Source organism: Pseudomonas sp. UMAB-08 (assembly GCF_900095225.1).
Lineage (GTDB): Bacteria > Pseudomonadota > Gammaproteobacteria > Pseudomonadales > Pseudomonadaceae > Aquipseudomonas.
In genome coordinates, this window is record NZ_LT607414.1 from 638,758 (window position 1) to 664,976 (window position 26,219).

The following is a 26,219-nucleotide window of genomic DNA, read 5'->3' on the forward strand; positions in this document are numbered from 1 at the left end:
TGCTTGTGCGGAAGACTGCGCGACGCTTTTTTATGGATGGCGCTTTGACCATGAATAAATCGGCATGAACACACTACCGAACAACACTCTGGCCTGGGTCGCGGGCAGCGACGCGCCTGAAAAAAACACCATCGACCTGGGCTTCATGGCCCTGACCGACTGCGCGCCACTGGTGGTTGCCGCCACCCAAGGGTTTGCTCAGCCCTATGGCCTGACCCTGAACCTGAAACGCCAATCGTCCTGGGCCAACCTGCGCGACAAGCTGGTCAGTGGCGAACTGGACGCCGCTCACAGCCTTTACGGGCTGATTTATGCGGTGCAATTGGGAATCAGCGGCTCCGTGGGCACCGACATGGCGGTGCTGATGGGCCTGAACCAGAACGGGCAAAGCATTAACTTATCCAAAGCGTTGCAGGACGCGAACGTGACCAGTCCTGAGGCACTCGATCGGTACGTGCACCAAAGCCGTACAAAACTGACGTTTGCCCAGACCTTCCCCACCGGCACACATGCGATGTGGTTGTATTACTGGCTCGCGAGCCAAGGCATTCACCCGCTGAACGACGTCAATAGCGTGGTCGTACCGCCGCCACAAATGGTCGCGCACCTGCAAGCCGGGCGTATCGACGGCTGCTGCGTGGGCGAACCCTGGTGCGCCAGCGCGGTGAATCAAGGCCTTGGCTTTACCTTGGCGACGACGCAGGCGATCTGGCCCGATCACCCGGAAAAAGTACTTGGCTGCACGCGTGAGTTTGTCGAGCAGTACCCCAACACTGCACGGGCGCTGGTCATGGCAGTGCTGGAAGCCAGCCGTTTTATTGAACAAAACGATGAAAACCGGCGCAGTACCGCGCAATTGCTCAGCGGCAGCGATTACCTCAATACGCCGGTGGATTGCATAGAACCACGCCTCATGGGGGATTATGCCGACGGTCTCGGCAACCACTGGCATGACCCACACGCCGTGCGCTTTCACGGCGCGGGCGAAGTCAACCTGCCCTACCTGTCCGACGGCATGTGGTTCATGACCCAGTTTCGGCGCTGGGGGCTGTTGCGCGAAGACCCTGACTACCTTGGGATCGCCACGCAAGTGCAGCAACTGAAGCTGTACAGCCAGGCAGCGGCCGCTCTCGGCATTGCAGTCCCTGAGTCCGCCATGCGCAGCAGCCAGCTGATTGATGGCAAAGTCTGGGACGGTAGCGATCCCACAGCCTATGCACACAGCTTCAAGCTGCACGCGTTGGCCGATGCCGTACCCACCCGTGTCAGTCGCTGAAGGAAGTCGCGAACATGCTGCGTATCCTGCTGATAAATGACACGGCAAAAAAAGTCGGACGCCTCAAGGCCGCACTCAGCGAAGCCGGTTTCGAGGTGATCGACGAGTCTGGGCTGACCATCGACTTGCCTGCACGGGTAGAGGCCGTGCGCCCCGACGTCATTTTGATCGACACCGAGTCCCCCGGCCGAGACGTGATGGAGCAAGTGGTGCTGGTCACCCGCGATCTGCCGCGCCCTATCGTGATGTTCACCGATGAGCACGACCCGCTCGTCATGCGCCAGGCCATCAAATCCGGGGTCAGTGCCTACATCGTTGAAGGTATCAATGCCCAACGCCTGCAACCGATCCTGGACGTGGCGATGGCCCGTTTTGAGAGCGATCAAGCGCTGCGTGCCCAATTACAGGCACGCGACCAGCAATTGGTGGAGCGAAAACGCATCGAGTTGGCCAAAGGCCTGTTGATGAAGATGAAGGACTGCAAAGAAGAAGAGGCCTACACCCTGATGCGCCGCCAAGCCATGAGCCGCCAGCAGAAGCTGATTCAGGTGGCTGAGCAGATCATTGCCATGAGTGAATTACTGGGATGAATTGATCGCTCTCACGTGTCGCGCGAGAGCAATCCTCTGATGATGGCCCGGCTTTTGCTTTAGAGATTACACAGGTAGCCAACGGCGGCTGCCCCACTTACGACAAAGACGTCGCATACCCCTCTCGCAAACGCGAATCGGGTTGCGGCGTTTTTTGCGTTTTGGCCCCAGCGCCTGGGGCTGGTGGAGCCCCCGGATATGGATGCTCCACCTGCACGTCCCTACCCCGTTGAGCTTCAAGCCGCGCTCGAACTCAGCAACAACTCTTTTTTGCAGATGAGGTGTTCAATGAATACAAGCTTCTGGAAAGCCGGCCATAAGCCGACTCTGTTCGCAGCCTTCCTGTATTTCGACCTGAGTTTCATGGTCTGGTACCTGCTCGGCCCAATGGCCGTACAGATCGCCGGCGATCTGCACCTGACCACCCAGCAGCGCGGATTGATGGTAGCGACGCCGATTCTGGCCGGGGCTTTTCTGCGCGTACTCATGGGCCTGCTGGCTGACAAGTTGTCGCCAAAGACAGCGGGCATCATCGGTCAAGTGATCGTCATTGGTGCATTGTTGGCGGCCTGGCAGCTGGGCATCCACAGCTATGAGCAAGCCTTGCTGCTCGGGGTATTCCTCGGCATGGCAGGCGCCGCGTTCGCAGTCGCCCTGCCGCTGGCCTCGCAATGGTACCCGGCAGAGCATCAAGGCAAGGCCATGGGCATTGCCGGTGCAGGCAACTCCGGCACCGTGTTCGCCGCACTGATCGCCCCTGCACTGGCCTTGGCCTTTGGCTGGACCAACGTGTTCGGCTTCGCCCTGATTCCGCTGATCCTGGTCCTGATCGTTTTTACATTGATGGCCCGCAACTCGCCGCAACGGGCAAAAACCAAATCCATGGCTGACTACATGAAAGCCCTGGGCGACCGTGACACCTGGTGGTTCATGTTCTTCTACGCAGTGACCTTCGGCGGCTTTATTGGCCTGGCCAGCGCCCTGCCCGGCTATTTCAACGACCAATACGGCCTGAGCCCGGTGACTGCAGGTTATTACACGGCAGCCTGCGTGTTCGGTGGCAGCATGATGCGCCCACTGGGCGGTGCTCTGGCGGACCGGTTCGGCGGGATTCGTACCTTGTCGGGGATGTACGCAGTGGCGGCCATCTGTATTGCGGCTGTCGGGTTTAACCTGCCCAGCTCTTGGGCTGCCCTGGCCCTGTTCGTTTCGGCAATGCTTGGCCTGGGTGCCGGCAACGGCGCAGTATTCCAACTGGTACCGCAGCGCTTTCGTCAGGAAATCGGTGTGATGACGGGCTTGATCGGCATGGCCGGTGGCGTGGGTGGTTTCCTCCTGGCAGCCGGTCTGGGTGCAATCAAGCAGAACACAGGCGATTACCAAATGGGTCTGTGGCTGTTCGCCAGCCTCGGCGTATTGGCCTGGTTCGGCCTGCATAACGTCAAACGCCGCTGGAGAACCACATGGGGCTCGGCAGCAGTGACGGCGGCACGGGTTTAACCTCCCCGATGAGCTTGCAACTGAGTTTCGCCCATTTCAGCGCCAGTGGTCCGCGCACGGAAAATCAGGATGCAGGTCGCCTGGTGACGCCGATGCCGGCATTGGCGGCGAGCAAGGGCTACTTGTTCGCCCTCGCCGACGGTGTCAGCCATTGTGCCGACGGCGGGCTGGCGGCCCGCTCGACCTTGCAGGCGCTGGCGCTGGATTACTACGCCACCCCGGAAACCTGGGGTGTCGCGCAGTCGCTGGACCGCCTGTTGCTGGCACAGAATCGCTGGCTACAGGCCAATGGCCTGCTGACTACCTTGAGTGCCATCGTCTTACGGGGCCGGCGTTTCACCCTGGCCCATGTCGGCGATTGCCGGGTTTACCGCTGGTACGCAGGGCAACTGCTGCGCGTCAGTGAGGACCACGTCTGGGAACAACCGGACATGCAACACGTCCTCAAGCGTGCGCTGGGGCTCGATCAATACGTGGTCATGGACTACCTTGACGGCGAACTGCGCGAGGGCGAGCGCTGGCTGATACTCAGTGACGGCGTGTGGTCGACGCTCAGCGAAGCCAGCATCAGCTCAATCCTGCGCGAGCAGGACAATCTCGATAACGCGGTGCAGACCCTGGTCAGCGCCGCGCATCTGGCGGGCAGTCAAGACAACGCCAGCGCCCTGCTGATTCAAGTCGATGGACTGGGGCAGGATAACCTTGGCGACACCCTGATCCAGCTTCAGCAATGGCCAATACCTCCCGCGCTGAAGCCGGGCCAACGGTTCGAAGGCTGGCAGGTGGAAACGGTTCTCGGGCAGTCGCGGCAATCCCTGCTGTACCGGGTACGCGATCAGCAGCAACAGACCTGGCTACTGAAAACCCTGCCTGCAAGTCGTCATGCCGAAAGCCATGCAGGACAAAGCCTGCTACTGGAAGAGTGGTTCTTGCGGCGCGTGGCCGGACGGTTTTTCCCTGAGATTCATCCCGCCCCCGAACGTCAGCATTTGTATTACGTGATGCGCGAATACCCCGGCCAGACCCTGGCCAAGGTGTTCGAGGAAAACGGTCCACTGCCGTTGCCGCAATGGCAGGATCTGGCCATAAGCTTGCTGCGCGCCTTGGGTCTACTGCATCGACGCAACATCGTGCATCGCGACATCAAGCCGGAGAACCTGCTGCTTGATGACGGTGGCGAGCTGCGCGTGCTGGATTTCGGCCTGGCTTATTGCCCCGGCCTGTCAGTCGATACCGCCAACGACTTACCCGGCACACCCAGCTTCATCGCCCCCGAAGCCTTTGACGGCATAGCCCCCAGTGGACAGCAGGACTTATACAGCGCCGGAGTAACCCTGTATTACCTGCTCACCGGGCACTATCCCTATGGCGAAATCGAAGCGTTTCAACACCCGCACTTTGGCGTGGCGGTTCCGGCCAGTCGCTATCGACCGGACGTACCGGACTGGCTGGAGCGCAACCTGAGCCGGGCGCTGAGTGCAGACCCGACCCAGCGTTATGAAACCGCCGAAGAGTGGTTATTGGAACTGGAACAGGCCGAACTGACCACGCTCAAGGTCAAACCCAGGCCGCTACTGGAACGCGAGCCGCTGAAGGTATGGCGAACACTGGCGCTGACGTCGTTGCTGGTGAATCTGATACTGATTATCTGGATATTGCGTGGATGAGGTGGCGACCCAAGATCGCACCACTTGCGGGCAATCCGCGTTAAAAGAGTGCAATCAACCCAGCACAACGCCTGGAAAACCCCAGTAATCACGGGCGCCCACCGACTTGGCACAACCACTGCATTAGTTTCACCAAGCAATTTATAAAGTGCCCGCTTTCAACGACGAAAGTGGCACTTCCCGAGAGAACGGGACTGGACAAAGGCGTCCTCGCTAGGTGACTAGCGGGACGCCTTTTTTTGTTTGCGCGGAACTTGTCGAGCACGCCCCTCGTGGTCTCTCGGAGGCACTATGAAAAAACTCAAACTGGTGATGATTGGCAACGGCATGGCCGGTGTTCGCACCCTCGAAGAGCTGCTCAAACTGAGCGCCGACCTGTACGACATCACCGTGTTCGGCGCAGAGCCACACCCCAATTACAACCGCATTCTGCTGTCGCCAGTATTGGCCGGCGAGCAAACGTTCGATGAGATCGTGCTCAACGATTTGAGCTGGTACCTGGAAAACAACATTCAGCTACTGCTCAACCGTAAAGTGGTGAAGATTGATCGCGCCAAGCGCCTGGTAATCGCCGACGACGGCACTGAAGCCCACTATGATCGTTTGCTGATCGCGACCGGCTCGACCCCCTTCATTCTGCCCATCCCCGGCAATGACCTGCAGGGTGTGATCGGCTACCGCGACATCGCCGACACCCAGACCATGATCAACACCGCCAAGACCCACACCCACGCAGTGGTGATTGGTGGCGGCCTGCTCGGCCTCGAGGCCGCCAACGGCCTCAAGCTGCGCGGCATGCACGTGACCGTGGTGCACATCGGCGAATGGCTGCTGGAACGCCAACTAGACCAGACTTCCGCGCATTTACTGCAAATGGAATTGGAAAAGCGCGGCCTGACGTTCCGCCTGAAAGAACAGACCCAGGCACTGCTCGATGACGGCAAAGGCCGGGTGAAAGCCGTGCAATTCAAGAACGGCGATGTGATCCCTGCCGATCTGGTGGTCATGGCCGCCGGTATCCGCCCCGCCACCGAATTGGCCGAACAGGCTGGCATCCCCTGCAACCGGGGGATTCTGGTCAACGACACCCTGCAAACCTACGACCCGCGCGTGTATGCCATCGGCGAATGCGCCAGCCATCGCGGCATTGCCTACGGGCTGGTGGCGCCGCTGTTCGAACAGGCCAAGGTCTGCGCCAACCACCTGGCACAACTGGGCTTTGCGCGCTATCAAGGCTCGGTGACCTCGACCAAGTTGAAAGTGACCGGCGTCGACCTGTTTTCCGCTGGCGACTTCATGGGCGGCGAAGGCACTGAAACCATCACACTGTCCGACCCGATTGGTGGAGTCTATAAAAAGCTGGTGATCAAGGATGACGTCCTGGTCGGCGCCTGCCTGTATGGCGACACCGCAGACGGCGGCTGGTACTTCCGGCAAATCCGCGAAAACCATCAGATCAATGAAATCCGCGACCACCTGATGTTCGGCGAAAACGCCTTGGGCGATGTCGGCCACCAGGGTCAGGACAAAGCCATGAGCATGGCCGACAGCGCCGAAGTCTGCGGCTGCAATGGCGTCTGCAAAGGGACCATCGTCAAGGCGATTCAGGAACATGGCCTGTTCAGCGTCGATGACGTGAAGAAGCACACCAAGGCAGCGAGCTCCTGCGGCTCTTGCGCCGGTCTGGTGGAGCAGATTCTGATCAACACCGTGGGCGGTGCAGCGGACGTCAAACCGAAGAGCGAAAAAGCCATCTGCGGTTGCAGCGACCTGAACCACGGGCAAATCCGCAAGGCCATTCGCGACCAGCATCTGCTGACCATCGCAGGCGCCATGAGCTACATGAACTGGCGCACCCCCAACGGCTGCGCCACCTGCCGTCCTGCGCTGAACTATTACCTGATTTCCACCTGGCCAGGCGAGGCAAAGGACGATCCGCAATCGCGTCTGATCAACGAACGCGCTCACGCCAATATTCAAAAAGACGGCACTTATTCGGTGGTGCCACGGATGTGGGGCGGCGTGACCAACCCGTCCGAACTGCGCCGTATTGCCGATGTCGCCGACAAGTACAACGTGCCCATGGTCAAGGTCACCGGCGGGCAACGTATCGATCTGCTGGGGATCAAGAAACAGGATTTGCCAGGCGTCTGGAAAGACCTCGACATGCCTTCCGGCCACGCCTACGGCAAATCGATCCGCACGGTGAAGACCTGTGTCGGCAGTGAGTTCTGCCGCTTCGGCACACAGAATTCGACCCAACTGGGCATCGAACTGGAGCACGACCTGTTCAACATGTGGTCACCGCACAAGGTCAAACTGGCCGTGTCCGGATGCCCGCGTAACTGTTCTGAAGCCGGGATCAAGGACGTTGGCATCATCGGCGTCGACTCCGGCTGGGAGATGTACATCGGTGGCAACGGCGGGATCAAGACCGAAGTCGCCGAATTCTTCGTCAAGCTGAAAACCGCTGAAGAAGTCCGCGAATACAACGGCGCCTTCCTGCAACTGTATCGCGAAGAAGCCTTCTACTTGGAGCGCACCGTGCACTACCTGCAACGGGTCGGTATGGAGCACATCAAAAAAGCGGTGCTGGAAGATCACGACAACCGCCGGGCCCTGAACGCGAAATTGCAGTTCTCACTGTCATTCGAGCAGGACCCCTGGAAAGAGCGCATCGAGCAACCGCTGCTGAAAAAAGAATTCGAACGCATCCCTGTGGAGGTGCTGGCATGAACTGGCTCGATATCTGCGCCCTGGAAGACATCAACCCGCTGGGCTCGCGCATCATCGAAGGGCCCAAGGGGGACATCGCCATTTTCCGCACCAGCGACGATGAAGTCTTCGCCCTCGACGACCGTTGCCCACACAAAGGCGGCCCATTGTCTCAGGGGTTGATCTACGGGAAGCGCGTGGCGTGCCCGCTGCACAACTGGCAGATCGACCTGGAATCGGGTGAAGCGCAAGCGCCCGACGTGGGCTGCACACACAAACACTTGGCCCGCGTAGAGAACGGCCGCGTGCAACTGGCATTGAAGGAAGCAGCATAATGCGCCCACCCGCCGCTACAACGCAGATCACCGCGTCGACCTGCTGCTATTGCGGAGTCGGCTGTGGCGTGCTGATCGAGCACGACAATGAGCGCATTCTCGGCGTCAGCGGCGATCCTAGGCACCCGGCCAACTTCGGCAAACTGTGCAGCAAAGGTTCAAGCCTGCACCTGACCGGCGACTTGACGGCTCGGGCGCTGTACCCGGAACTGCGCCTGGGTAAATCCCTGGCGCGCAGCGTCACCGATTGGGACACAGCGCTTGACCATGCTGCCAACGTGTTCGCTGACACCATTCGCGAACACGGCCCGGACAGCGTTGCGTTTTACGTTTCCGGGCAACTGCTGACCGAGGACTACTACGCATTCAACAAACTGGCCCGAGCACTGGTCGGCACCAACAATATCGACAGTAATTCGCGGCTGTGCATGTCTTCCGCAGTGGTCGGCTACAAACGCAGCCTGGGTGCCGACGCGCCACCGTGTAACTACGAAGACATCGAGCTTAGCGACTGCGTGCTGATCGTCGGCAGCAACATGGCTTACGCCCATCCGGTGCTGTTCCGTCGCCTGGAAGAAGCGAAAAGCCAGCGGCCGGACATGAAGATCATCGTGGTCGACCCGCGCCGCACAGACACGTGCGAACTGGCGGACCTGCACTTGGCGATCCAGCCCGGCACCGATGTCGCGCTGTTTCACGGCATCCTGCATCTGCTGCTCTGGGAAGACTGGATTGATCGCAGCTTTATCGATCAGCACACCCAAGGCTATGCCGAGCTAAAGACCCTGGTGCGCGATTACACCCCGCAAATGGTCGCCGAGATCTGCGGCATTCCCGTGGAGCAACTGCACGCCTGCGCGCAATGGATTGGCACCGCCCCGAGTTTTCTGTCGCTGTGGTGCATGGGCTTGAATCAGTCCACGGCGGGTAGCGCCAAGAACAGCGCACTGATCAACCTGCATTTGGCAACCGGGCAAATCGGACGCCCCGGCGCAGGCCCCTTCTCTCTCACCGGTCAGCCGAACGCCATGGGCGGCCGTGAAACAGGAAGTTTGTCCAATTTGCTGCCGGGCCATCGCGAAGCGGCCAACGCCACGCATCGCGCAGAGGTTGCCGAGTATTGGGGGGTTGATGCGTTACCCGCCTCTACCGGGCTGACCGCCATCGAGTTGTTCGAGCAATTGCAGACAGGCAAGATCAAAGCCCTCTGGATCGCCTGCACTAACCCGGCGCAGTCGCTGCCCGATCAACAAAAGATTCAGCAAGCGCTGACCACTTGCCCGTTTGTGGTCCTGCAGGAAGCCTTTCGCACCACCGAAACCTGCCGCTTTGCCGACCTGCTGTTGCCTGCGGCCAGCTGGGGCGAAAAGGAAGGCACGGTCACCAACTCGGAACGACGCATCTCTCACGTGCGCCAGGCGATACCGGCCCCCGGCCAGGCGCGCGCGGATTGGGCGATTACCGTGGACTTCGCTCAGCGCCTGGAACAACGGCTACGTCCAGGCGCGCCCAGCCTGTTCGCGTTTGATCAACCACAAGCGCTGTTCGACGAGTACAAACAGCTGACGCGCGAGCGTGATCTGGATCTGTCGGGCATCAGCTATGCCGTGCTCGATCAACAAGGCCCACAACAATGGCCCTTCCCAACCGGTGCCCAGACAGGAACACCTCGCTTATATGGCGATGGCATCTTCCCCACCGAGTCGGGCCGCGCCAATTTCATTACCGAGCCCTACAGAGCCGCCAAAGAGCTGCGTGACGCACGTTTCCCGCTGACCCTGAACACAGGCCGCCTGCGTGATCAATGGCACGGCATGAGCCGCACAGGCACCGCTGCAAGATTGTTCGGCCATGTCAGCGAAGCCGTATTGAGCTTGCACCCTGACGAGATGCGCCGTCATCGCCTACAAGCGGGCGATCTGGTGAGCCTGAAAAGTCGTCGCGGTAGCTTGATCGTGCCCGTCAGCAGCGATGACAGCGTGCGACCAGGTCAAGCGTTCTTGCCGATGCACTGGGGTGATCGCTTTCTCAAGGGCGGCGTTAACGTACTGACGCAACCCGCGTTCGACCCGCTCTCCAAGCAACCGGAGCTCAAGCACGCCGGCGTGCGCATCGAGGCCGTGACCTTGCCGTGGCAACTGTTCGCACTGGTCGAAGGTGACGTACAAACCCATCTCGAAGCCCTGCGCCCGCTGTGCGAAAGCTTTGCTTACGCCAGCCTCAGCCTGGCCGGTCGCGAGCGTCCTGCTTTGCTGATCCGCGCTGCCAGCGCCCAGGCGCCGGACAATCAATTACTCACACAGATCGACCAGCTACTTGGCCTGAATGAGGGCCCGGTACTGTCCTATGACGACCCACGCCGCTCTATTGGCAAACGGGTACGCATCGAAAATGGCCGGATCACCGCCATCCGCCTGGCAGGGGAAACCATCGCCCAGCATTGGCTGCAAAGCCTGTGGCTGGAAGGCCGCGCCGATGAACAACTGCGCCGCTGGCTTCTGGCGCCGATCAGCACCCCACCCGGTAACGCAGCGGCCACGCCTCACAGCAGCAAAACCTTGTGCAACTGCATGAATGTCAGCGAAAGCGCCGTGCTGGCCGGAATTGGTCGCGGGCTTGATCTGATTGAACTGAAAACACAACTGGGCTGCGGCAGCCAATGTGGCTCCTGTGTACCGGAAATCAAACGATTGCTGGCGGCCAACCCGCTGCCAATGGCAATCAGCTAATGAGGGCTGCAGCATGAGCGCAAAAATCTGGCTGGTGGGCGCAGGCCCTGGTGACCCTGAACTGCTTACGCTCAAGGCCGTACGGGCCTTGCACGAAGCCCAGGTGGTGTTGATCGATGACCTGGTCAATATTGCAATACTGGAACACTGCCCTACAGCTCGAGTGATCGCCGTCGGTAAGCGCGGCGGCTGTCGCTCGACACCTCAGGCCTTCATCCATCGACTCATGCTGCGTTACGCCCGCCAAGGCAAGTGCGTGGTACGGCTTAAAGGTGGCGACCCGTGCATCTTCGGACGCGGTGGCGAAGAAGCCGAGTGGCTGAGGGCGAAAGGGGTGGAGGTCGAACTGGTCAACGGCATCACTGCCGGACTGGCCGGGGCAACTCAGTGCGGTATTTCGCTGACCTTGCGCGGTGTCAGTCGTGGCGTGACCCTGGTCACTGCTCACACGCAGGACGACAGCAGCCTTAATTGGCCAGCGCTGGCACAAAGTGGCACGACACTGGTGGTCTATATGGGCGTCGCCAAACTATCAGAAATACGCGACAACCTGCTCACGGGCGGCTTGGCTGCGAACACGCCTGTGGCCATGATCGAAAATGCGTCTCTGCCCCATCAACGCGAATGCCGCAGCACGCTGACTGACATGCAGCTGGACGCTGTCGCCTTCGAACTGAAAAGCCCGGCGATTCTGGTGATCGGAGAAGTGGCAGCCCGTGCGCAGGATGTATCAGGGGCTTCAACTACAGCGAATCAAGGCCTGGCGGCAGCCAACGTGTTGGCGAGCGGCTGATTAGTCTGACCTGATAGCTAACTAAAACCTCAAATCGCAGACAAAGAAAAGCCCGGCCTAAGCCGGGCTTTTCTTGAGGCGCGGGCTAATTACTTAGCTTTGGCTTCTACTTCAGCTTCTACGCGACGGTTTACAGCGCGACCAGCGTCAGTTGCGTTATCAGCAACTGGACGGGTTTCGCCGTAGCCAACCGAATTCACGCGGCTAGCGCCAACACCGTACTGGTTAACCAGAACCTGTTTGACAGCGCTTGCACGCTTCTCAGACAGTTTTTGGTTGTAAGCGTCAGGACCGACGGAGTCAGTGTGACCTTCAACAGTGGTGGTGGTCTGTGGGTACTGCTTCATGAAGTCAGCGAGGTTCTTGATGTCGCTGTAGCTGTTAGGCTTAACAACGGCTTTGTTGAAGTCGAACTTGACGTCCAATTCAACACGAACCACTTCAGCTACTGCTGGGCAGCCATCAGCATCAACAGTTACGTTGGCTGGTGTGTTCGGGCACTTGTCGACGTTGTCGCAAACACCGTCGTTGTCGCTGTCGGTGCAGACGTCAGCTACTGGAGCTGGAGCTGCTTCAACGGCTTTCTTGCTGCCGCCGCCGAAGTTCACACCGATACCGACGCTTGGAGCCCACTCGGTGTCGCCTTGGTCGATGTTGTACTGAGCTTCAACACCAGCACGGGCGTAGAAGTTTTCAGTGAAGTACAGTTTCGCGCCGCCGCCAACGTTAGCGAAGGTGGAACGGTTACGACCGCCACCGCCATTCTGGCCAATGCTTTGGTCAGAGAAACCGGCAGAAACGTACGGACGCAACATGTCGCCCGGAGCGTTGAAGTGGTACAGAGCGTCCAGAGCAGTGTCTGCGCCCTTGACGTTGCGGCCGTCATCGGAGCGAACGTTGTGGATTTCGTCGTAGCCCAGACGCAATTCAACGTCGTCGGTCAGGAAGTAGCCAATCGAACCGCCGAACAGGTTGCCATTGTTCTTGAAATCGCGATCGCTGTCGTACTGTTGTTTTTTGGCGAAGCCTTCCACCTCGACAGCGCCTTGGCCTTGCGCCAATACGCCGAATGAAGTCAAGGCAACAATAGAACCAATGGCAAAGCCCAAGGTGTTTTTCAGTTTCATCCGTTAAATCCCCATCTGGTGATTGTTAAGCAATCCTTCGTACCGAAGGAGAACTCGTCGGCAAGTCTATCAGAACTTGCCAGCACGTTAGAGTTATTTGCTCCGAGTTAAGTTTCGGTAACACCTGCAAATTTCTCACGTAATTTATCAAGCGCGCGTTTATAGCGCATTTTTGTGGCACTCAAGCCCATGTGCATGATATCCGCGATCTCCTGAAATTCCAGCTCTGCGACAAAACGTAGCACCAGAATTTCCCGATCAATCGGGTTCACATACACAAGCCAGCGATCAAGACCGCCCCGTTCTTCAGGAGTAGGCGCCTTCTCTTCGGCCGCCTCCTCAAGTGGGTCCAGGCTTAACGCGTCCATCAAGCGACGCTTTCGCCGTTCCTTTCGGTACTGCGTAATGCATTCGTTGTAAGTGATGCTGTAGAGCCAGGTCTTGAACTTCGATTTACCTTCGAAATTTTTCAGCCCGTACAACACCTTAAGCATCACTTCCTGACAGACATCGTCAGCATCGCGATCGTTCCCTAAATAACGTGCACACACGTTAAAAAGGGTCCTTTGGTAGCGCCGCATCAACTCTTCGTATGCGCGCGTCACATGAAACAGCTCGACGTGCGCCCGCGCCACCAACTCCTCATCGGAGAGCTCGCGGGGGTCGTAGCGCATGGACAGCGATTGGGGTTTATTCAAAACAAGTCGTGCCGACAGTCAGGTCAATGTCCGCCACTGCCGATGTTTCCGGCAATTTGGTGGCGGCATACATTAGCAGGATTCGCCGGGTTAGCGGCTGCTCACTCGCTGTTCGAGGAGGATTCGGTTGGACAATGACACCAACTCTCCCTCATCGGTCAGCAAGGTTGTTTTCACCGTGCCAATTTCTTCGATCTGCCCTTCGACCTCGCCCACACGCACTTGTTGCCCAACCTGATACAACTCCCGCACATAAATTCCCGCCAGAATCTGTCCGGCGATTTCACGACTTCCCAGCCCCATTGCCAACGCAACGGCCAGACCAACGGTAATCAAACCGATCACAATCACGTGATTAAGCAGGTCTGTTTTGACCTCTAACTGGCTGATTGCGACAGAAATACTAATGATAATGACCAGCCCTTGAGCGATGCGCCCAAGGCCAGCGGAATAGTCGAGCCCTACGCCTTCCGCAGCGCCGCGCACCAGGCCATTGGCCAATTGCGCCAGCAGTACGCCCACAAGCAGCACCAATGCCGCGCCAAACACCTTCGGCAGGTACAGGGCCAACATGTCGAGGGTCGCGGACACGCGCTCCAATCCGAGGGATTCAGCGGCCGACACCAGAAAAATCAGTAACACGAACCAATAGACGATTTTGCCGACCAGGGTCGAAATCGGTACCTGAACACCCGCCCGTGCAATCAACTTGGTCAACCCGGTGCCGCCCATCAGGCGATCCAGACCCAGCTTGGCGAGCAATTTGGACAGCAGTGTGTCGAGTAATTTGGCAACGACAAAGCCCAGCAGCACCACAATGAGCGCGCCGAACAGGTTCGGAATGAAGTTTGCTACTTTGGTCCACAACACAGTCATTGCGGTCACAAGGCTCTGCGTCCAGAGATTCAATTCCATGTTCAATCAGCCTTATCAGCAGGGCGAGCAGAGGAAAGCGTGTTACGCGAAACAGGTGCTATATGCGCCGAACCGTTATTCAGGCCGATCATCAATGCTTGCGACCAGCGGCCGAGCAAGCTGAACAAATCCCCCGCACCGACCTGGCGGTTGGCGGTTTTCAAAACACGGCCCAGGCAAGCATCGTCATCCCGACTGGAGGATGAAGAATTGAGCATGTCGCGCAGTGATTGTTCGAACGGATCGTGCATAGGTAACCTCACGCAATGTCACTGAAAGACGCGACAAGAATCGACCGAGTCACAAATGAGCCTTTTGCCATCGAAAGAATCGGCCCAATCAAACCCAACGTAAACGACGGAACAACCACCATTGGCCAACCGCCACGGCAGCCATTATCAAGCAAGCAATCAGAAACCCGTAAGGGCTGCCAGAACCCGGTATGCCCCCCACGTTGACACCCAGCAAACCGGTCAGGAAGCTCATCGGCAAGAAAATCCCGGTGATAATACCGAAGCGATACATCACCCGATTCATCCCCTCGCGCATGCGCCGGTCCTCGGATTCAAGGACCAGACCGACACGCTCGCGGGTCAACTCCAGCTCTTCCAGGTAGCGGGTCAAGCTGTTGTTAAGTTCATTCCAGTAACTCGCATCGTCATCGGCAAACCAAGGCAATTTGTTGCGGGTCAATTGCGCGTAAATCTCGCGTTGCGGCGCCAAAAAACGGCGCAAACCGGCTGCACGTCGACGGATATGCAACATGTCGCCATGATCGGAAGCATACCGCTCGTCGGCATCTATCTTTTCTTCCTCTTCATCGACCAGTTCCGTCAGTTCACCGACCAGTGTCTGGACCTTGTCAGTGAGGTATTGAGCGAGATAAAGGATCAATTCAGAGGCGGTTTTCGGACCATTGCCTTGATTCAAGTGTTCGATCAGTTCATCGGTAGCACGCAAGGGACGCAAGCGCAGGGAGATCACCTGCTGCGCCGCGGCAAAAATGCGTACCGACACCATGTCCTCAGGCTCGGCACCAGGATTGAGGTTGACCCCGCGCAGAAACAGCAGCACCTCGGCATTTGGCAATGGCACCAAACGCGGCCGCGTGTTCTCTTCAAGCAGCAGATCACAGCTGAACTCGCTCAGCCCGCTGGAGGAGCGCAACCAGGTCTGGGTTTGCGGATGACCGCGATCCCAATGCAGCCAGACACTTTCGTCTGGCTGCAATTGAAGGTCATCCAGTTCGGTTCGAGCAATGAAACGCGCCCCGCCTTTACCATCCAGCACCAGGGCATGTACCAGCCCCCATTGCGCGTTTGCTTCGTCGAACATTCGGTGTCCTGTTTATTCCGGCATCTTCAAAGGGCTTGGGGAGATGATGACGCCATTATTGTCAGCGTATACGTACTCGCCCGGACGGAAGGTCACACCCGCGAATGTCACCGCCACGTTAAGGTCGCCGATACCGCGCTTGTCGGTTTTCATTGGGTGGCTGGCCAGTGCCTGCACGCCCAGATCGGTTTGCGCGATGACGTCGACGTCGCGGATGCAACCGTAAATCACCAGGCCTTCCCAGCCATTCCTTGAAGCTTTTTCGGCGAGCATGTCACCCAGCAACGCCTTGCGCAGCGAGCCTCCGCCGTCGACTACCAACACTTTGCCCTTGCCGTCGAGATCGACCTGTTCTTTGACCAACGAGTTGTCCTCGAAACACTTGATGGTGACGATTTCACCACCAAAGGAATCGCGGCCACCAAAATTGCTGAACATCGGCTCAACGACCTGCACCAGTTCCGGGTAGGCATCGCACAAATCGGGGGTGAGGTAATGCATGGGTGAACTCCTATCATTAAAAAAAGAGGATCTCAGGTGTTACGAGCCATTCGACTGTTTCAAATCAATGGCTCTTTAGAAAAACGTCATGCTGGCGCCTATGTTAAGCCGTGGGCACGCTGGCGCGGCTAGACATCGATACCCATTCGATCACCCTCATAGGCCAGGGTAAAAAATTTCAGACCCGGGCATGACGCCTGCAAGGGACGCCCGCTGGGCAATTGGAACTCAATGCCATGACGCTTGCATCGCAAGACCGTACCCACAAGAGTACCGCTGTGCAAGGGCGCGCCTTGATGTGGACAGCTATCTTCGAGCAGCAGCGGCTGGTTATCGACCACCATCAGCAACAGATCTCGCCCAGCGACCTTGAAGGTTCGCCGGTAGCCTTCATTCAAATTAATCAGACGCTCAAGTGGCACGAACATAAATGCAGGCCCGGAAAGCGAAAGTGGCTGAAGCAGTTTAATGCGTCATAGCTTAGCCGCAACGCTACTTTAGCGAAACCGCCCGACCGCTCTGTCTCAGCGCTTCATCGCCAAACCGCGTAGTGGTTACTGCTCGGTCAGGAGCACCGATGGATCCCGCAACCAACTCGCTACCAACGGCCAGACTTGGGTTTGTGCGCCCCTGCTGACGAGCATTTCGACATGGCCAAAATCTTCGGTAAAGCCCTGATCACGACCGAGACAGAGAAACTGACGTCGCTCGGAACCGAACTGCTCATATAGCTTACGGCAAGCCCAGACCGGGTCTTGATCATCACCCGTGGCGGCAACCGCCAGCACCGGCACTTGAACCTCGCTCAACCCCGCCCACCAATCTCGCTCGGCATCGCCGAAGCGGCGAAAAAGCCCATACCAGCGCATGCTTTCCAACGCCAACCCAATAGGCTCGTCTTCGGGTCCTCGCTTCAGCCGCGAGCCGGAGATATGCCTGAAACGCTTGAGTAACAGGCGCCCGCCCCACTCAACTGGCGGGATCTTCAACGGCCAATACGTACGACTGATCTGACTGCCGAACAGCGCAACCGAGGCCACGCCCTCCGCGTCAAGGTAATGCCCGCCAAGCGCGGCCGCGAGCGTGATACCGCCCAGCGAGTGGCCAATCCAGTGCGGGATCTGCCCGCTTTGCTCTCGCACAAAGGCGGCAATAGCCGGCAGGTCATAGCGCGCGTAATCGGCCACCCGGTTGTGCCGGTACGCTTGATTGCGCGAAGACAGGCCATGCCCGCGCATTTCTGGAATCCACACATCGAAGCCCGCGCGCGCCAGATACGCGCCCAGGCCAATGCCTTTGGGTGAATACCAGAAGCGGCGGTTGGAGAAGCTGCCGTGCAACAGGACCACCGGAATGCCGCGTGTATCGGGCTGTTCGGCCAGTCCGAGACGGGTCACGGCCAGTTCGACACTGATGTCCGGGCTGTTGGCGGGTTTCAAACGGTACACGTCCTCGATCAGATCGCCACGGCGTTCGGCGCTGATCAAGGCCACAGGAAAGAGATTGCTGCTGCTTTGCATATTGCTCTTGCACAAAAAAGGCGGTTTCTTTGAGAAAACCGCCCAAGAAAACGCGACGAAGCGCCGACCTGCCAAAGCAGGCCGACGCTTCACTCATCACATCAGACCGGTGCCTGAGCTTCAGCCAGGAAGAACCAGGTTTCCAGCACGGAGTCAGGGTTCAACGAAACACTTTCGATGCCCTGCTCCATCAGCCACTTGGCCAGATCAGGGTGATCCGAAGGACCCTGACCGCAAATACCGATGTACTTGCCAGCCTTGTTGCACGCCTGAATGGCGTTCGACAGGAGCTTTTTGACCGCAGGGTTACGCTCGTCGAACAGGTGAGCAATGATCCCTGAGTCGCGATCCAGGCCCAGGGTCAGCTGAGTCAGGTCGTTGGAACCAATCGAGAAGCCGTCGAAGAATTCAAGGAACTCCTCGGCCAGGATCGCGTTGGAAGGCAACTCGCACATCATGATGATGCGTAAACCGTTCTCGCCACGGACCAGACCGTTAGCCGCGAGCAGATCGATGACCTGACTGGCTTCGCCCAAGGTGCGCACGAACGGCACCATGATTTCGACGTTGGTCAGGCCCATCTCATTGCGCACGCGCTTGAGGGCGCGGCATTCGAGCTCGAAACAGTCACGGAAGTTTTCGCTGATGTAACGCGAAGCGCCGCGGAAGCCCAGCATCGGGTTCTCTTCTTCCGGCTCGTACAGCTTGCCGCCGATCAGGTTGGCGTATTCGTTGGACTTGAAGTCCGACAGGCGCACGATGACTTTTTTCGGCGTGAACGCCGCTGCCAGAGTACTGATACCTTCAACCAGTTTCTCGACGTAGAAGCCGACCGGGTCGTCGTAGCCAGCGATGCGCTTGTCGACGCTGGCTTTAATATCTTGCGGCAGACCGGCGTAGTTAAGCAGCGCCTTGGGGTGCACGCCGATCATCCGGTTGATGATGAACTCCAGACGCGCCAGGCCGACACCGGCATTGGGCAACTGGGCAAAATCGAACGCGCGATCAGGGTTACCGACGTTCATCATGATCTTGAACGGCAGATCAGGCATGGCATCGACCGAGTTCTTCTTGATGTCGAAGCCCAGTTCGCCCTGGAAAATGTAGCCGGTATCGCCTTCAGCGCAGGAAACGGTCACGCCCTGCCCTTCTTGCAACACTTCGGTGGCGTTGCCGCAACCGACCACGGCCGGGATACCCAGTTCGCGAGCGATGATCGCCGCGTGACAGGTACGTCCACCACGGTTAGTGACGATGGCGCTGGCGCGCTTCATCACCGGCTCCCAGTCCGGGTCGGTCATGTCGGAGACCAACACATCGCCCGGCTGCACTTTGTCCATCTCGGATACATCTTTGATGATCCGTACTTTGCCAGCGCCGATGCGCTGACCGATAGCGCGACCTTCCACCAGCACAGTGCCGGTTTCCTTGAGCAGGTAGCGTTCCATGACGTTGGACGACGTACGGCTTTTCACGGTTTCAGGGCGGGCCTGAACGATGTAAAGCTTGCCATCATCGCCGTCTTTGGCCCACTCGATGTCCATCGGGCACTTGTAGTGCTGCTCGATGATCATCGCCTGCTTGGCCAGCTCGTTGACTTCGGCGTCGGTCAGGCAGAAGCGCGCACGATCAGCCGGCTCTACGTCGATAACCTTGACCGATTTGCCAGCCTTGGCTTCGTCGCCGTAAATCATTTTGATGGCTTTGCTGCCCAGGTTGCGGCGCAGAATCGCTGGGCGACCGGCTGCAAGGGTGTTTTTGTGGACGTAAAACTCGTCAGGGTTGACCGCGCCCTGAACCACGGTTTCACCCAGGCCATAAGCGCCGGTGATAAACACCACGTCACGGAAACCGGATTCGGTATCCAGCGTGAACATCACGCCAGCAGTGCCGGTTTCCGAGCGAACCATGCGCTGCACGCCTGCAGACAGAGCGACCAGTTTGTGATCGAAGCCCTGGTGCACACGATAGGAAATAGCGCGGTCATTGAACAGCGAGGCGAACACTTCCTTTGCAGCGCGGATGACGTTTTCGACGCCGCGAATATTAAGGAAGGTTTCTTGCTGACCGGCGAACGATGCGTCGGGCAAATCTTCAGCGGTGGCCGAAGAACGCACGGCAACAGCCAGATTCGGGTTGCCGGCCGACAGCTCAGCGAACGCCGTACGAATTTCAGCGTTGAGTTTCTCGGGAAACTCGGCCTCCATGATCCAGGCGCGGATTTGCGCACCCGTCTTGGCCAGCGCGTTGACATCATCGACGTCAAGCGCATCAAGGGCGGCATGGATCTGATCGTTCAAACCGCTCAACTCAAGAAAATCACGATACGCTTGAGCCGTAGTGGCAAAGCCACCGGGGACCGAAACACCGGCGCCCGCGAGGTTACTGATCATCTCGCCGAGGGATGCGTTCTTGCCCCCCACGTGCTCCACATCATGGACGCCGAGCTTATCGAGGGAAACTACGTACTCTACCAAGGTGATCTCTCCACTAACTGTGTTGGGAAAAGCTCAGGGCGCTGAAACATCTATTAAGAGCGGTTCCGAGCGTTTGTGGCCTGGACCTGGAAAATAAGTGAGAATGCTGGCCATCAAGGTCCGCAAGCGGGCCTATCATATCCAAGATTCGTCACCAGCTTAAGGCCCATGGCGCAAATGAAACGATCTGCTTTCTTCATCTCCGACGGCACTGGCATCACAGCCGAGACACTCGGCCAAAGCCTGTTAGCGCAGTTCGAAAACATTACGTTCAATAAGTTCACGCGACCGTACATCGATAACGTGGAAAAGGCGCGCGCCATGGTACAACAAATCAACAGCGCCGCCGATAAGGACGAACTACGACCGATCATTTTCGACACCATCGTCAACCAGGAAATTCGCGAAATCCTGGCGACCTCAAACGGCTTCATGATCGATATCTTCTCAACCTTTCTCGCCCCGCTGGAGCTGGAGCTTAGTTCACACTCCTCGTATTCAGTAGGTAAATCCCACTCTATCGGGCACAACTCCAACTACATGGAGCGGATCGAGGCGGTTAACTTCGCACTCGACAATGACGACGGCGCGCGTACGCACTACTACGACAAAGCCGATCTGATCCTGGTGGGTGTCTCGCGCTGTGGCAAGACGCCAACTTGTCTATACATGGCCATGCAATTCGGCATTCGTGCGGCCAACTACCCGCTCACCGAAGACGACATGGAGCGTTTGCAATTGCCGGCTGCGCTCAAGCAGCATCGAAACAAACTGTTCGGCCTGACCATTGACCCGGACCGACTGACGGCGATTCGCAACGAACGCAAACCCAATAGCCGCTACTCCAGCTATGCCCAATGCGAGTTCGAAGTCCGCGAAGTAGAAAGCCTCTTCCGCCGCGAAAACATCCCGCACATCAACTCCACGCACTTTTCGGTTGAAGAGATCTCAGCGAAAATCCTCGTAGAAAAAGGCGTCGAGCGACGGTTCAAATAACAGGCCCATAGCGCCAGGCGGTCTCCTGTGGGATACCGCTAGATCACGAACAAATCAACAAACCGGTTAACGGACGTAGCCTCCAGCTTTGCCTGATCCTTGCACAGGGCGAAAATTTCACTGGTGCGCTGGGCGGTGAATTTGGTTGCCAGGTTGGCCTTGAACTTGTCCTCGAGCAACGGAATACCTTCGACGCGACGACGACGGTGACCAATCGGGTACTCGACCACAACCTGCTCAGTGCTGGAACCGTCCGTGAAGAACACTTGAATCGCATTGGCGATGGAGCGTTTGTCAGCCTCCAGGTATTCACGGGTATAGCGTGCATCTTCCACAATCACCATCTTCTCGCGCAGCTCGTCGATGATCGGATGAGCGGCGTGGAAGTCGTCTTCGTACTGCTCGGCAACCAGGTTGCCAAACGCCAGCGGCACCGCCGTCATGCATTGAATGCAGTGATCGCGATCTGCCGCGTTAGCCAGTTTGCCTTGCTTGGAAATGATCCGGATAGCCGACTCGTGGGTCGTGATGACGATTTTCTCTATCTCGTGCAGACGATCCTTGACCTGCGGATGCAGGGTTACAGCGGCTTCACACGCAGTTTGCGCGTGGAACTCGGCAGGGAAGCTGATTTTGAACAGCACGTTTTCCATCACGTAAGTGCCGTATGGCTGGGACAAGGCGAATTCGCGCTTGCCCTCTGGCTTGAGCGCCAGGTCCTTGTTGGTGTGACTGAACAACACATCGTAGAAGCCCCACTGCGGCGCACTCAGCACCCCGGGAATACCCATCTCGCCGCGCATGGCGATATCGGCCAGACGCACGCCACGACTTGAGGCATCCCCCGCCGCCCAGGACTTACGAGAGCCTGCGTTAGGTGCGTGACGATACGTGCGCAGCGCCTGACCATCAACGAACGCATGGGACAGCGCGGCCAGCACCTGCTCGCGATTTGCGCCCATCAGCTTGGCGGTGACGGCAGTCGACGCCACTTTCACCAACAACACGTGGTCAAGACCGACGCGATTGAAAGAGTTCTCCAGCGCAATAACACCCTGGATTTCATGAGCCATGATCATCGCTTCAAGCACTGCTCGCACGGTCAATGGAGCATCGCCGCTGGCAACGCGCTTTTGCGACAGATGGTCCGCCACGGCGAGAATGCCGCCGAGATTATCAGACGGGTGCCCCCATTCAGCTGCCAGCCAGGTGTCGTTGTAATCAAGCCAGCGCACGATGCAACCAATGTCCCAAGCCGCTTTTACCGGGTCCAGACTGAAACGGGTACCCGGAACACGCGCACCGAACGGCACTACAGTCCCCTCGACGATTGGGCCAAGGTGCTTGGTGCACTCAGGGAATCGCAGCGCCAACAGGCCACAGCCCAAGGTATCCATCAGGCAGTTGCGCGCAGTGTCCAGCGCTTCTCTGGACTCAATCTTGAAGTTCAGAACGTAGTCCGCGATATCTTGCAAGACCTTGTCGTAGTCCGGGCGATTGTTCAGATCAACGTTGGCACTCATGGTGTTTTCGACGCTCTCTATAAATAGGAGGATTGATTAACGCTGCTCAACAGGTACAAAACGGCGCTGCACGACGGCCCACTGAATAGGTCGCAACACGCTCTCGGGCAGGGTCTCGCAATCGTCTCACGCGAGACTCGCCGCATCGATCAAAATCACTACATTGTCAACATCTATCGCCTAGAAACTAGCCAAAAAGGCCAGTTCAGTCAATTAAAAATACAATATTGTCGACAATCGTCTAATGAGCACTGCGTGTGGCGCGTCGTAGACAAGGACTTCTCCCACAGCGTTTGACGGATGCGCACTATGCTCACGGCGCAAAACCTTCATGCTAGAATGCCGCGCGCCTCTGTCGACTGGAACCGGTACCAATACCCGTCTACCTGTATGTCAGGCGCACGAGGAAGCTTGCGTGCTACGTGAAAACCGCCCTTGCCCCGAAGATCGTCCTTTCACCGCGCCAGGATTTATGAGACTCAAGCCCTTCCCCACATTATTCTGTTTGTTCCTTTTACCCGGTGTAAGCGCTGCGGCTGACAAGACTGTGTATGGCCTTAACGAATACGCCACACTCTCCGACATCGATCTGCAAGTCGCGGCAAAACTCGACACCGGCGCAAAAACCGCCTCCCTCAGCGCCCGCGACATCAAGCGTTTCAAACGCAATGGCGAAACCTGGGTGCGCTTCTATCTGGCCATCGACGATGCCCACGCCCACCCGATCGAGCGACCGCTGGCCCGGGTCAGCAAGATCAAGCGCCGCGCCGGCGATTACGACCCTGACGATGAAAAAAAGTACACCGCGCGCCCGGTTATCAACCTGGATGTGTGCATGGGGACGGCTATTCGCAGCATCGAAGTGAACTTGACTGACCGAAGTGCATTCCAATACCCGCTTTTGATAGGCTCCGAAGCACTCAAACGCTTTGATGCGCTGGTCGATCCGAGTCTTAAATACGCAGCGGGCAAGCCTGCCTGCGCCACCGACGCTCATACCGCAGAGTAATACCCATGCGCTCGATTACCCTCCATCTGAAAATCCTGATTACTGTCCTGGTGACACTGGGGATCGCGATCACGGCTTATCAGATTTTCGTTCTCGGCATTCCGGTGACCGAGGATGAAACGGACGACTTGTGGAACATCGACGCCAAAGTCGAGTTCGTCGCCAACACCAAAGACCCGGTCAAGATCCAGATGTTCGTGCCGCCCCTGAGCCACGACTACGTCAGCCTCAACGAGAGCTTCATCTCCAACAATTACGGTGTCAGCGTCAACCGCGTCGACGGCAACCGCAAAGTCACCTGGTCGGCCCGACGCGCCACTGGTAATCAGACACTTTACTACCGCCTGGTATTGACCAAACGCTACAGCGGCGACAAACCCAAGATCAAAGGCTCGGTTTTCCGTGACAGCATCGCCATCGAAGGCCCGGAAAAAATTGCCGCCGAAGCCCTGCTCGAACCTATCCGCCAGCACTCGGCGGATATCGAAACCTTTGTCACCGAAGCCATCAAGCGCGTCAATAATCTCAGCGACGACAACGTAAAGCTGCTGCTGGCGGGTGACACATCGACCTCGAACAAGGCTCGAATCACTGAGTTATTGCTGTCCATTGCCCACGTGCCGGTCGAAAAACTGCACACCATACGCCTGACGACCGATCAGCCTCAGACCCCCGAGTTGTGGCTGCGCAGCTTCAATGGCAAAGACTGGTTGTACTTCAACCCGGACAACGGCGAACAAGGTCTGCCGACAGATCGGCTGACGTGGTGGATCGGCGATGAGAACCTGGTCAGCGTCGAAGGCGGGAAAAAAGCCACGGTCAACTTCACCCTCAACAACAGTGAAATGAACGCGATCCGCCTGGCCAAGCTGACCGATGCAAACACTGACGATCACTTCCTCGGCTACTCGCTATACGGGCTGCCGCTACAAACCCAGCAGACGTTCATGATCATGGTCATGATCCCGATTGGCGTGCTGGTGATCCTGATCTTGCGCAACCTTGTCGGCCTGGAGACCCTCGGCACCTTCACCCCGGTGCTGATCGCCCTGGCGTTCCGAGAGACACAGTTGGGCTTTGGTATCGTGCTGTTTACGATCATCACCGCGCTCGGCCTGTCATTGCGCTCCTATCTTGAGCATTTGAAACTGCAAATGCTGCCGCGATTGTCGGTGGTGTTGACCTTTGTCGTGGTGCTGATCGCGGCCATCAGCCTGTTCAGCCACAAGCTCGGCCTTGAGCGTGGCTTGTCGGTGGCGCTGTTCCCGATGGTGATTCTGACCATGACCATCGAGCGCCTGTCGATCACCTGGGAAGAGCGTGGCAGCGGCCATGCAATGAAAGTCGCCATCGGTACACTGTTCGCCGCCTCCCTGGCGCACCTGATCATGAGCGTGCCAGAGCTGACCTACTTCGTCTTCACCTTCCCTGCCGTACTGTTGATTCTGGTGGGCTTCATGCTGGCGATGGGACGTTATCGCGGCTACCGCCTGACCGAGCTGATGCGCTTCAAGGCGTTCCTTAAGGACGAGACAAAATGATCGGCTTCTGGAAGACCTGGAAGGCCCTGGAAGCCAAGGGCATCATGGGTATCAACCGGCGCAACGCGGATTACGTGCTCAAGTACAACAAGCGCAGTCTGTACCCGATCGTCGATGACAAGATCATTACCAAAGAACGGGCGATCATGGCCGGCATCCATGTGCCGGAGATGTACGGGGTCATTTCCACCGAGAAGGAAATCGACAAACTCGACGAGATCATCGGCGGGCGCAACGACTTCGTGATCAAGCCCGCCCAAGGCGCGGGTGGCGACGGTATTCTGGTGATTGCTGACCGATTCGAAGACCGGTTTCGCACGATTTCGGGCAGAATCATCAGCCACGAAGAGATCGAACATCAGGTGTCCAGCATCCTTACCGGCCTGTACTCACTGGGCGGGCACCGTGATCGCGCCCTGATCGAGTACCGGGTCACACCGGACCAGATCTTCAAGAGCATCAGCTATGAAGGCGTGCCCGACATCCGCGTCATCGTGCTGATGGGCTACCCGATCATGGCCATGCTGCGCTTGCCGACGCGTCAGTCAAATGGCAAGGCCAACCTGCACCAGGGCGCCATCGGCGTTGGTGTCGACCTCGCCACCGGCCTGACATTACGCGGCACCTGGCAGAACACCATCATCAGCAAACACCCGGACACCACCAATTCCGTGGATGGCGTGCAGTTGCCGAACTGGGACGGCTTCATGAAACTCGCCGCGGGCTGTTATGAGCTGTGCGGACTGGGTTACATCGGCGTCGACATGGTCCTGGATCAGGATAAAGGCCCGCTGATTCTCGAGCTCAACGCCCGCCCGGGCCTGAATATCCAGATCGCCAACGACTGCGGTCTGACCCACCGGGCTCATGCCGTCGAAGCTCGCCTCGAGCAGTTGGCGCTGAATGGCGAGCAGGAAACCGTGGAAGAGCGGGTGCGCTTTGTGCAGGAACTGTTTGGTTTAAAATAATTGT

The 26,219-nt window shown here is 58.0% G+C and carries 22 protein-coding genes; 12 read left to right on the forward strand and 10 right to left on the reverse strand.

Going from position 1 to position 26,219, the window contains the following annotated elements; all coding sequences use genetic code 11:
* Positions 1–64 precede the first annotated feature (64 nt).
* The 8 genes from K0F75_RS02725 (at position 65) to cobA (ending at position 11,605) form a co-directional block, all read left to right on the forward strand.
* Complete coding sequence (locus K0F75_RS02725; RefSeq protein WP_219060216.1) at positions 65–1,276, forward strand: CmpA/NrtA family ABC transporter substrate-binding protein; 1,212 nt, start codon at positions 65–67, stop codon at positions 1,274–1,276.
* 14 nt (positions 1,277–1,290) lie between these two features.
* Positions 1,291–1,866 (forward strand): ANTAR domain-containing response regulator, encoded by a 576-nt coding sequence (locus tag K0F75_RS02730; RefSeq protein WP_219060217.1) that lies wholly within the window; start codon positions 1,291–1,293, stop codon positions 1,864–1,866.
* Between the two features lie 288 nt (positions 1,867–2,154).
* Entirely contained in the window at positions 2,155–3,366 is a 1,212-nt protein-coding gene (locus K0F75_RS02735) for a NarK/NasA family nitrate transporter (protein ID WP_219060218.1), read from the forward strand.
* Positions 3,367–3,374: 8 nt separating this feature from the next.
* On the forward strand, positions 3,375–5,033 hold the full coding sequence (locus K0F75_RS02740) for a bifunctional protein-serine/threonine kinase/phosphatase (protein ID WP_219060368.1): 1,659 nt from the start codon (positions 3,375–3,377) through the stop codon (positions 5,031–5,033).
* Between the two features lie 291 nt (positions 5,034–5,324).
* Positions 5,325–7,769 (forward strand): nitrite reductase large subunit NirB, encoded by a 2,445-nt coding sequence (gene nirB / locus K0F75_RS02745; RefSeq protein WP_219060219.1) that lies wholly within the window; start codon positions 5,325–5,327, stop codon positions 7,767–7,769.
* The gene (nirD, locus tag K0F75_RS02750; protein ID WP_219060220.1) at positions 7,766–8,083 is read left to right on the forward strand and encodes a nitrite reductase small subunit NirD; all 318 of its coding nucleotides are present in this window, start codon (positions 7,766–7,768) and stop codon (positions 8,081–8,083) included. The genes nirB and nirD overlap by 4 nt, the downstream gene beginning before the upstream one ends.
* Positions 8,083–10,812, forward strand: coding sequence for a nitrate reductase (locus tag K0F75_RS02755; RefSeq protein ID WP_219060221.1), 2,730 nt, complete (start codon positions 8,083–8,085; stop codon positions 10,810–10,812). The genes nirD and K0F75_RS02755 overlap by 1 nt, the downstream gene beginning before the upstream one ends.
* A gap of 13 nt (positions 10,813–10,825) precedes the next feature.
* The gene (gene cobA / locus K0F75_RS02760; RefSeq protein ID WP_219060222.1) at positions 10,826–11,605 is read left to right on the forward strand and encodes a uroporphyrinogen-III C-methyltransferase; all 780 of its coding nucleotides are present in this window, start codon (positions 10,826–10,828) and stop codon (positions 11,603–11,605) included.
* 89 nt (positions 11,606–11,694) lie between these two features.
* On the opposite strand, the gene K0F75_RS02765 is transcribed toward cobA, so the two are convergent.
* The 9 genes from K0F75_RS02765 to ppsA all read right to left on the reverse strand — a co-directional run bounded on the left by K0F75_RS02765 (position 11,695) and on the right by ppsA (position 20,178).
* A complete protein-coding gene (locus tag K0F75_RS02765; RefSeq protein WP_219060223.1) occupies positions 11,695–12,732 on the reverse strand; it encodes an OmpA family protein in 1,038 nt (345 codons plus the stop codon).
* 107 nt (positions 12,733–12,839) lie between these two features.
* Positions 12,840–13,430: an RNA polymerase sigma factor SigX gene (gene sigX, locus K0F75_RS02770; RefSeq protein ID WP_219060224.1), complete on the reverse strand. Its 591-nt coding sequence runs from the start codon at positions 13,428–13,430 to the stop codon at positions 12,840–12,842.
* Positions 13,431–13,520: 90 nt separating this feature from the next.
* Entirely contained in the window at positions 13,521–14,345 is an 825-nt protein-coding gene (locus K0F75_RS02775) for a mechanosensitive ion channel domain-containing protein (protein WP_219060226.1), read from the reverse strand.
* Positions 14,346–14,347: 2 nt separating this feature from the next.
* Positions 14,348–14,596 (reverse strand): CrfX protein, encoded by a 249-nt coding sequence (locus tag K0F75_RS02780; RefSeq protein ID WP_219060227.1) that lies wholly within the window; start codon positions 14,594–14,596, stop codon positions 14,348–14,350.
* 88 nt (positions 14,597–14,684) lie between these two features.
* A complete protein-coding gene (locus tag K0F75_RS02785) occupies positions 14,685–15,680 on the reverse strand; it encodes a zinc transporter ZntB (RefSeq protein ID WP_219060229.1) in 996 nt (331 codons plus the stop codon).
* A 12-nt stretch (positions 15,681–15,692) separates the two neighbouring features.
* Entirely contained in the window at positions 15,693–16,181 is a 489-nt protein-coding gene (rraA, locus tag K0F75_RS02790; protein ID WP_219060230.1) for a ribonuclease E activity regulator RraA, read from the reverse strand.
* 128 nt (positions 16,182–16,309) lie between these two features.
* Positions 16,310–16,609 (reverse strand): Rieske (2Fe-2S) protein, encoded by a 300-nt coding sequence (locus K0F75_RS02795; RefSeq protein WP_219060232.1) that lies wholly within the window; start codon positions 16,607–16,609, stop codon positions 16,310–16,312.
* Positions 16,610–16,735: 126 nt separating this feature from the next.
* The gene (locus tag K0F75_RS02800; RefSeq protein WP_219060233.1) at positions 16,736–17,701 is read right to left on the reverse strand and encodes an alpha/beta fold hydrolase; all 966 of its coding nucleotides are present in this window, start codon (positions 17,699–17,701) and stop codon (positions 16,736–16,738) included.
* A 101-nt stretch (positions 17,702–17,802) separates the two neighbouring features.
* Positions 17,803–20,178 (reverse strand): phosphoenolpyruvate synthase, encoded by a 2,376-nt coding sequence (gene ppsA / locus K0F75_RS02805; protein ID WP_219060234.1) that lies wholly within the window; start codon positions 20,176–20,178, stop codon positions 17,803–17,805.
* Between the two features lie 177 nt (positions 20,179–20,355).
* Between ppsA and K0F75_RS02810 the strand changes: the two genes are divergently transcribed.
* Complete coding sequence (locus K0F75_RS02810; protein WP_219060236.1) at positions 20,356–21,174, forward strand: pyruvate, water dikinase regulatory protein; 819 nt, start codon at positions 20,356–20,358, stop codon at positions 21,172–21,174.
* Positions 21,175–21,212: 38 nt separating this feature from the next.
* Here K0F75_RS02810 and prpD read toward each other — a convergent pair whose 3' ends face one another.
* Positions 21,213–22,697 carry a 2-methylcitrate dehydratase gene (gene prpD / locus K0F75_RS02815; protein WP_219060238.1) on the reverse strand — a complete coding sequence of 495 codons (1,485 nt, stop codon included), beginning with the start codon at positions 22,695–22,697 and terminating at the stop codon, positions 21,213–21,215.
* Positions 22,698–23,169: 472 nt separating this feature from the next.
* On the opposite strand from prpD, the gene K0F75_RS02820 reads away from it, so the two are divergent.
* Genes K0F75_RS02820 through K0F75_RS02830 form a run of 3 tightly spaced genes read left to right on the forward strand, consistent with a single transcriptional unit; the run spans position 23,170 to position 26,215 of the window.
* Entirely contained in the window at positions 23,170–23,706 is a 537-nt protein-coding gene (locus K0F75_RS02820) for an ATP-dependent zinc protease (RefSeq protein WP_219060369.1), read from the forward strand.
* Between the two features lie 5 nt (positions 23,707–23,711).
* Positions 23,712–25,247 (forward strand): inactive transglutaminase family protein, encoded by a 1,536-nt coding sequence (locus tag K0F75_RS02825; RefSeq protein ID WP_219060240.1) that lies wholly within the window; start codon positions 23,712–23,714, stop codon positions 25,245–25,247.
* Positions 25,247–26,215 carry an alpha-L-glutamate ligase-like protein gene (locus K0F75_RS02830; RefSeq protein WP_219060371.1) on the forward strand — a complete coding sequence of 323 codons (969 nt, stop codon included), beginning with the start codon at positions 25,247–25,249 and terminating at the stop codon, positions 26,213–26,215. Before K0F75_RS02825 ends, K0F75_RS02830 begins: the two co-directional genes overlap by 1 nt.
* Positions 26,216–26,219 lie beyond the last annotated feature (4 nt).

Excerpts from the sequence above, each read along its gene's own strand:
- K0F75_RS02725 (WP_219060216.1), top strand. The coding sequence starts at position 65 with ATGAACACACTACCGAACAACACTCTGGCCTGGGTCGCGGGCAGCGAC.
- K0F75_RS02730 (WP_219060217.1), top strand. The coding sequence starts at position 1,291 with ATGCTGCGTATCCTGCTGATAAATGACACGGCAAAAAAAGTCGGACGC.
- K0F75_RS02735 (WP_219060218.1), top strand. The coding sequence starts at position 2,155 with ATGAATACAAGCTTCTGGAAAGCCGGCCATAAGCCGACTCTGTTCGCA.
- K0F75_RS02740 (WP_219060368.1), top strand. The coding sequence starts at position 3,375 with ATGAGCTTGCAACTGAGTTTCGCCCATTTCAGCGCCAGTGGTCCGCGC.
- nirB (WP_219060219.1), top strand. The coding sequence starts at position 5,325 with ATGAAAAAACTCAAACTGGTGATGATTGGCAACGGCATGGCCGGTGTT.
- nirD (WP_219060220.1), top strand. The coding sequence starts at position 7,766 with ATGAACTGGCTCGATATCTGCGCCCTGGAAGACATCAACCCGCTGGGC.
- K0F75_RS02755 (WP_219060221.1), top strand. The coding sequence starts at position 8,083 with ATGCGCCCACCCGCCGCTACAACGCAGATCACCGCGTCGACCTGCTGC.
- cobA (WP_219060222.1), top strand. The coding sequence starts at position 10,826 with ATGAGCGCAAAAATCTGGCTGGTGGGCGCAGGCCCTGGTGACCCTGAA.
- K0F75_RS02765 (WP_219060223.1), bottom strand. The coding sequence starts at position 12,732 with ATGAAACTGAAAAACACCTTGGGCTTTGCCATTGGTTCTATTGTTGCC.
- K0F75_RS02775 (WP_219060226.1), bottom strand. The coding sequence starts at position 14,345 with ATGGAATTGAATCTCTGGACGCAGAGCCTTGTGACCGCAATGACTGTG.
- K0F75_RS02780 (WP_219060227.1), bottom strand. The coding sequence starts at position 14,596 with ATGCACGATCCGTTCGAACAATCACTGCGCGACATGCTCAATTCTTCA.
- K0F75_RS02785 (WP_219060229.1), bottom strand. The coding sequence starts at position 15,680 with ATGTTCGACGAAGCAAACGCGCAATGGGGGCTGGTACATGCCCTGGTG.
- rraA (WP_219060230.1), bottom strand. The coding sequence starts at position 16,181 with ATGCATTACCTCACCCCCGATTTGTGCGATGCCTACCCGGAACTGGTG.
- K0F75_RS02795 (WP_219060232.1), bottom strand. The coding sequence starts at position 16,609 with ATGTTCGTGCCACTTGAGCGTCTGATTAATTTGAATGAAGGCTACCGG.
- K0F75_RS02800 (WP_219060233.1), bottom strand. The coding sequence starts at position 17,701 with ATGCAAAGCAGCAGCAATCTCTTTCCTGTGGCCTTGATCAGCGCCGAA.
- K0F75_RS02810 (WP_219060236.1), top strand. The coding sequence starts at position 20,356 with ATGAAACGATCTGCTTTCTTCATCTCCGACGGCACTGGCATCACAGCC.
- prpD (WP_219060238.1), bottom strand. The coding sequence starts at position 22,697 with ATGAGTGCCAACGTTGATCTGAACAATCGCCCGGACTACGACAAGGTC.
- K0F75_RS02820 (WP_219060369.1), top strand. The coding sequence starts at position 23,170 with ATGAGACTCAAGCCCTTCCCCACATTATTCTGTTTGTTCCTTTTACCC.
- K0F75_RS02825 (WP_219060240.1), top strand. The coding sequence starts at position 23,712 with ATGCGCTCGATTACCCTCCATCTGAAAATCCTGATTACTGTCCTGGTG.